At 63.9% G+C, this 6823-nt stretch carries 5 protein-coding genes and 1 pseudogene; 3 read left to right on the forward strand and 3 right to left on the reverse strand.

Translation table 11 applies throughout. The features are described 5' to 3' along the window. The coding region (locus tag BLX41_RS33650; protein WP_185073536.1) for a molecular chaperone DnaJ at positions 1-1486 on the forward strand (1486 nt) is incomplete at its 5' end. Continuing rightward, positions 1483-2463: a DUF3829 domain-containing protein gene (locus tag BLX41_RS13820; protein WP_185073538.1), complete on the forward strand. Its 981-nt coding sequence runs from the start codon at positions 1483-1485 to the stop codon at positions 2461-2463. The genes BLX41_RS33650 and BLX41_RS13820, both read left to right, overlap by 4 nt. Before the next feature lie 42 nt (positions 2464-2505). On the opposite strand, the gene BLX41_RS13825 is transcribed toward BLX41_RS13820, so the two are convergent. The 3 genes from BLX41_RS13825 to BLX41_RS13835 all read right to left on the reverse strand — a co-directional run bounded on the left by BLX41_RS13825 (position 2506) and on the right by BLX41_RS13835 (position 5517). Continuing rightward, on the reverse strand, positions 2506-3177 hold the full coding sequence (locus tag BLX41_RS13825; RefSeq protein WP_123725343.1) for a DUF3313 domain-containing protein: 672 nt from the start codon (positions 3175-3177) through the stop codon (positions 2506-2508). 175 nt (positions 3178-3352) lie between these two features. Continuing rightward, positions 3353-3847, reverse strand: a complete 495-nt coding sequence (locus BLX41_RS13830; protein ID WP_123725344.1) for a DUF934 domain-containing protein — start codon at positions 3845-3847, stop codon at positions 3353-3355. Continuing rightward, positions 3844-5517 (reverse strand): nitrite/sulfite reductase, encoded by a 1674-nt coding sequence (locus BLX41_RS13835; protein ID WP_123725345.1) that lies wholly within the window; start codon positions 5515-5517, stop codon positions 3844-3846. Before BLX41_RS13835 ends, BLX41_RS13830 begins: the two co-directional genes overlap by 4 nt. A gap of 366 nt (positions 5518-5883) precedes the next feature. Here BLX41_RS13835 and BLX41_RS13845 point away from each other — a divergent pair. Then, positions 5884-6823, forward strand: a pseudogene (locus BLX41_RS13845) (cbb3-type cytochrome c oxidase subunit I); the annotation flags it as partial.

Genomic DNA, 6823 nt, shown 5'->3' on the forward strand with positions numbered 1-6823 from the left:
AGAGGCCCTGGCCCACAAGGATTGGGAGCAACAGAACGAGACCCTGGAGACAGTCGAGACCTGGGCGGACAACGAGCCGGTAACGCTGGCACTGTCACCGGTGCAGCGGGTGGCAATTCTGCTCAAGGAGCTGCATGTCGACCAGCTCGACCAGCGCTTTCAGCAGGCCCAGGAGCAGGCGTGCGCCTATGAGTTCGAACTGGCCCTGCTGCGCTATTGCGTCGAACACCCGACACAGGCAGACGCGATATTGCACTGGGGCTTCGAGCATCTGCGCTGGATGAGTGCCTGGCAACGCCTGGATCTGCCGGAGTATCTGGTGCAGGAGTTGCAGCAACAGCTCTATCAGCGAGTGCAAGAGCCGCTGGCCGCAGCCCTGGAGGCCAAGGATGAAGCGGCGTTCCTGCAGGCCTACGCCCAGCGTTCAGCCCATGCCTGGCTGCTCCATCTGCAACACCGACAATGGTTCAACCAATGGCTGGCACGAACACTGGTCAATAGCCCCTATTGGTCGGTGGCGGTGTTCCAGGCGGTCTGCGCCGGCCAGGGCTGGCACACCAATAGTGCAGACAACTGCCCGGAACAGCTCTGGCCGCGGCTGTTGAAACGCCATCAGGCACCGCTGTACCTGGCCTGCCAGCAACAACTGGCGAACGAACCGCCGAGCACCCCGGAACACCGTGCTGCACGCTTGTTGCTCGCGCCCCTGAGCTTCCGTCAGCGCCGCGCCTGGGCCCGGCACCTGGGCAGCCTGGACTGGCAGGCCTGCCACACGCTGGCCGCGAGCCTGGCTGCAGACTACCCGGAAGTCGCCGCCGGCATGCCCGCCAGCAACCCCTACTTCTGGCGCGACTGGGAACACGCGATCAACAGCTGGCCGATGCTCCTGGGGGTGGTTCTGGCCTGCCTCACCGGCGCGATGGCCGATTACGCCGGGCAAGACAGCAGCCCCTGGGAGATTGTCGGAGTGACGCTGGTCTGGGCTCTGTGCTTCTGCGCCGCGGGCGAAGGGCTGCAGCGACTTTGGCGGCCCCTGAGCCAACGCCTGTTCCAGTGGGACGAGCGCCTCAGCCAATGCCTGCCTCGGCACCGGACGCCCTATCACGACGTGCAACTGATTCGCGACCTGTTGCCCGCGGCGCTACTGGGCGGACTGCTGGGCGTGGCGGTCCACCCGGTGGCCACGATCACTTATCTTGGGGTCCTGCTGCTGGTGGCCCTGGCCCGTCAGCGCCAGATCGACCCGCTGAACGCCTGGCAACGCATCAATCCCTGGCCGCGTCGCCTGCTGCTGGGCGCAGGGCTGGTGCTACTGGTGGCCGCAATTGCCACCCTCAAGTGGTTCGACGAGCGCCACACCAGCGGGCGTTACCAGGGCCTGCAGCCCTGGACCGAGCGCCTGTGCGCGCGCATGCCGGCCAATGTCCCCGAGTGCGCAGCACCGGCTACCGAGGAACAGTGGTACCCCAAGGAGAACCGGCCATGAGCCAGCGCCCATTGCTGATTTTCGGTTGCGCGCTGATTTTTGGCTTGTTTGCGCTCCTGGGTGCCGGAGCCCCGATCGCCCGCTTCGAACTGTGGCTGGCCGGCCTGGACAGTGCCGCCAGTGCCCAGGCTGCGGCCAGGGCGCCGCTGATCGACTGCGTCAACCAATACGATGTGCCATGGCGCCTGGGCTATTACACCTATGGCACTCAACCGGCCTGGCGCATGGCGTTCGCCGATCTGCTGAACAATGCCAAGGACTTCGCCGATGGCGCGAAGACCGACATGGACACCCTGCCCACCCGCGACTGCGAACCGCGCATGCTCTATCGGCTGCGCCACCTGCAACCCGACGCCCCGCTGATCGGCCTGGCCGAACGCTACATCGACGCGCTGCACCAGGCCAACCTTGCCCGTCGCGCTCATTCCAGCGCCGTACCCGGCGCTTACATGCCGGCCGAGGAAGACACAGCCACTGTCGCCCTGCTCAAGCCCAAGTTCGACCACTACCTGCAAGCCTCCGCCGAGCTGCGCGACGCCCTGGCGAGCGCAGACATCGGCGCCCGACGCGAGCAACAGCGGCTGCTTGAGCAACGGCTGGGACAGGACATCCATTGGCATCTGCTGGACTACATGATCCAGGCGCGACTCACAGTGGAGCAGATCAGCCAGGGCATGCGCGAGAAAACCCTGACCCCGGAGCAACTGGCGCAAGCCAGCCAGGATCTGCAACAGGCCTGGGATGCCGGGCAGCCCTTGCGCAACCGACCACAGAGCAGCCGCACCCAACCGGCCCATTACCTATGGAGCCAGATCACGCGGCCAGCGCAGCGCTACCAGCAAGCCCTGCTCGCCTTGCATCAGGACTGGCACAAACAGGCTGATCCACAGCGTCTGAGCGAGGACTATCACGCCGTCATGCGGGCCTACGACTCGCTGCTCAGCTACTACAACAAGCAGGCCCAGATGGACTATTGAAGCGGCATCAGCCCCTGTTGGCCGCCGCCGGACAATCAGACCCTAACGCGCCTTGAGCTTGGCAAAAGACTGGTGGAAGTCCGCCGCCCAACCGTCGATGACGTTCTTCACGTCATCGGCCTTCATCACTTGAGTGTCGTTATTCAGGGGTTTGCCGGTGCCCTTGCGCACCACCTGAGCAATCACCTTGCCACTGCTGCCATCGAGAAACACCGCCTCGGTGCCCAGCGTGGTTTCCTGGTCGCGAATTCCGGTGGCGGTGCTGACCGCCGCTGCCACCAGGGCCACGGGAATGATTTCATACGGCTTCAGGCCTTCGGTTTTGCTGCTGACAGCGGTGATCGCCGCCCGTACGACCACCACGCCCGGACCTGGGCCCTCGGCGAGAGGCAGGCTGCGGGCCGCTTCACGCCTGAGGGCCTGGTCGTAATACTGATTGATACCGTTGAGGGTGCTTTGGGGAATCTTCGCCGTGGCTTGTGGCTGCGGGTAGAACTGGGTGGGCTCGATATAGATCGCCCGGTACCGGCCTACATCCAGCTTGGGATCGATCCAGCGCATCACCTCCACCCCGGAGGGCGACTTGGCCTCCTTGAGCCGGCTGTAGTCCTGGAGAAACCCGGAATATTCGTCGGGCTGGGTCACTTTGCTGGAGCAGCCGACCATGGCCAAAGAGGCAAGGCACGCCGTGCCGATCATCAATGCAAGTTTCATGGGTAACTCCTGTAGGTGAAACAGCCAGGAACTGGCCAGGGGAATTACAGGTATAGCCAAAAGTTTGTCGCTGGGCAGGGTGTTTTTAGGATGGAAAGACCCCAGGGCCCCGACAAAAGCCATCTTCGGGGCCCCTTCGCCGGCAAGCCGGCTCCTACGGAAAAGGTGCCGGCGGTTACCGGCGGCGGAACAGCGGGCGAGGTTCGATCACTGAGCGACCATAGAGCACGCTCATGCCCACCAGTCCCTTGAGGGCGTCCTGGGCGCATTTGTCTTCACGCACGGCAAAGCTGTCGAAGCCGCACTGACGCATATGGCTCAGTTGATCGCGCAGCACGTCGCCAATCGCTCGCAACTCGCCCATCCAGCCCAGGCGGGTACGCAACAGGTAGGCCTGGCTGTAGCCCCGGCCATCACGAAAGCTCGGGAAATCCACGGCAATCAGCGGGATCAGCTTGAGCCAGGGCTTGAGGCTTTCCACTTCGTCATCCGGGCCGATCCATACGCCGTCCCGGGCCGGGTGATGCTCGATGCGACGTATCAGCCACAGGGCCAGGGGCAGGATCAGCGGCCCGTCGGGCAGCGTATCGTCAACCCCGCGCACCAGGCTCCAGGCATCGTCCTCCACCAATTGGGCGTCGCCCTCGTGCAGACGCAACAGGTTGTTCATGCCAGCGCCTCCATAGCCTTGGGATAGACCCGCTCCTTGAACGGCTCCAGGCCGATGCGCTGCAGGGTTTCGACGAAGGGTTCGTCGCTTTCGCGGTAGCGCACGAAGGTGGCAATGATGCGCTCGATCACTTCGGGGATTTCCTCGGCGCTGAAGGACGGCCCGATCACCTTGCCCAGGGCGCTGTCACGGCCCTTGGCGCCGCCCAGGGTGACCTGGAACCACTCGCTGCCGTTCTTGTCGACCCCGAGGATGCCGATATTGCCGATGTGGTGGTGGCCGCAAGCGTTCATGCAGCCGGAGATGTTCAGGCTGATATCCCCCAGGTCGTGGAGGTAGTCCAGGTCCTCGAAGCGCTGCTGGATGGCCAGGGTAATCGGCAGCGACCGGGCGTTGGCCAGGGCGCAGAAGTCACCGCCCGGGCAGGCGATGATGTCGGTCAGCAAGCCCGCGTTGGCGGTGCCCAGGCCGTGTTCGCTGGCACACTGCCAAAGCTCGAACAGCTGCGACTTGGGCACATCCGGCAGGACGATGTTCTGTTCATGGGCAATACGGATTTCGCCGAAGCCGAAGCGCTCGGACCAGTCGGCCACTGCGTCCATCTGCTGACCGGTGACGTCCCCCGGCGGCGAGCTTGGCCCCGGTTTGGTGGACAGCACCACGCAGGTATAACCCGGCACCTTGTGCGGGTGCACATTGCGCGCCACCCAGCGGGCGAAGGCCGGGGACTCGGCCAGGTGGCTGCCGTACTCCAGGTCGGTGTCCGCCAGGCGCTCGTAGAGCGGCGGCACAAAGGCGCTGGCGACCCGTTGGTACTCCTCGTCGGTGAGCTGCGCGGGACCATCCTTGAGGTGCTGCCACTCCTCCTCCACTTCCTTGGCGAACGCCTCGATGCCCAGGGCCTTGACCAGGATCTTGATCCGCGCCTTGTACTTGTTGTCACGCCGGCCGTAGCGGTTGTAGACCCGCAGCACCGCCTCGACGTAGGACAGCAGGTGCTGCCAGGGCAGCCCGTCGCGAATCTGCAGGCCAAGGATCGGCGTGCGCCCCAGGCCCCCGCCGACTATCACCCGCAGGAGCATCTCGCCGTTGCGGGCACGGTAAAGATACAGGCCGATGTCATGCATCATGATCGCCGCGCGGTCCTGCCTGGCCGAGCAGATGGCGATCTTGAACTTGCGTGGCAGGAACAGGAATTCCGGGTTGATGGTGGACCACTGGCGCAGGATCTCCGCCAGGGGACGCGGGTCCAGGCACTCATCGGCGGCGACCCCGGCAAAGGCCTCGGTGGTGATGTTGCGCACACAGTTGCCGGAGGTCTGGATGGCGTGCATCTCCACCTCGGCCAGGCGCTGCAGGATGTCGGGCACCTGGGCCAGCTCGATCCAGTTGAACTGCAGGTTCTGCCGGGTGGTGAAATGCCCGTAGCCGCGGTCGAAGTCCCGGGCGATGCTGGCCAGGGTGCGCATCTGCCGGGCGCTCAGGGTGCCGTAGGGAATCGCCACCCGCAGCATGTAGGCGTGCTTCTGCATATAGAGGCCGTTCTGCAGGCGCAGGGGCAGGAATTCCTCTTCGCTCAGTTGGCCGCCCATGAAGCGCTCGACCTGATCGCGAAACTGCGCCACCCGCTCAAAGACCAGGGCCCGGTCATAGTCGTCGTACTGATACATGTGCCTACCTCGTCCTCATCGGTGCTGGTCGTGCTCTAAACGGCGCGTGTTGTGAGGGGGCGACTATGCCCATGCGGCGCAGAACGTTACAGATTCAGGTAAAAACTAAAAAACCATATCAGCCGCTACCGAAGTACCGTGGACATGAGATCAATCTGATCCGTATTAATGCTGTTTTTCTGAGTCTGTTTTGTTTCCTCGCTGATTCCTACAGTGCACCCCGTGCCAGACCGGGTGGCCTGGCAAGACTTTGCAACCGTGGAAGCATTGACCATGAACTCAGCAACAATCGGACAGGCTTACAACTACAAGGTGGTTCGCCAATTCGTCGTCGCAACCGTGGTATGGGGCGTGATCGGCATGGCCATGGGGGTGTGGATCGCCTCGCAACTGGTGTGGCCGGAGATGAACCTCGATCTGCCCTGGAGCACCTTCGGCCGCCTGCGGCCGCTGCACACCAGCCTGGTGATCTTCGGCTTCGCCGGCAGCGCCCAGTTCGCCGCCAGCTACTACGCCGTACAGCGCACCTGCCAGGTGCGGCTGTACTCCGACACCCTGGCCGCCTTCACCTTCTGGGGCTGGCAGTCGGTGATCGTGATCATGCTGATCACCCTGCCCCTGGGCTACACCACCACCAAGGAATACGCCGAGATCGAATTCGCCGGCGCGGTGTGGATGGCCGTGGTCTGGGTGGCCTATGCCATCGTCTTCTTCACCACCGTGGTGCGGCGCAAGTGCCGGCACATCTATGTCGGCAACTGGTTCTTCGGCGCCTTCATCCTGGTGATCGCCATGCTCCACGTGGTCAACCACCTGTCGATCCCGGTGGACTGGTTCAAGTCCTACCCGGTGTATTCCGGGGCCACCGACGCCATGGTCCAGTGGTGGTACGGGCACAACGCCGTGGGCTTCTTCCTCACCACCGGCTTTCTCGGGATGATGTACTACTTCGTGCCCAAGCAAGTCGGGCGCCCGGTGTACTCCTATCGCCTGTCCATCGTGCACTTCTGGGCGCTGATCACCCTGTACATCTGGGCCGGCCCGCACCACCTGCACTACACCGCGCTGCCGGACTGGGCCCAGTCCCTGGGCATGGCCATGTCGCTGATTCTCCTGGCCCCCAGCTGGGGCGGCATGATCAACGGCATGATGACCCTCTCCGGGGCCTGGCATAAGTTGCGCACCGACCCGATCCTGCGGTTCCTGGTGCTGTCCCTGGCGTTCTACGGCATGTCCACCTTTGAAGGCCCGATGATGGCGATCAAGACCGTCAACGCCCTCTCCCACTACACCGACTGGACCATCG

The sequence above is a fragment of the Pseudomonas protegens genome (assembly GCF_003732485.1).
Taxonomy (GTDB): domain Bacteria; phylum Pseudomonadota; class Gammaproteobacteria; order Pseudomonadales; family Pseudomonadaceae; genus Aquipseudomonas; species Aquipseudomonas protegens_B.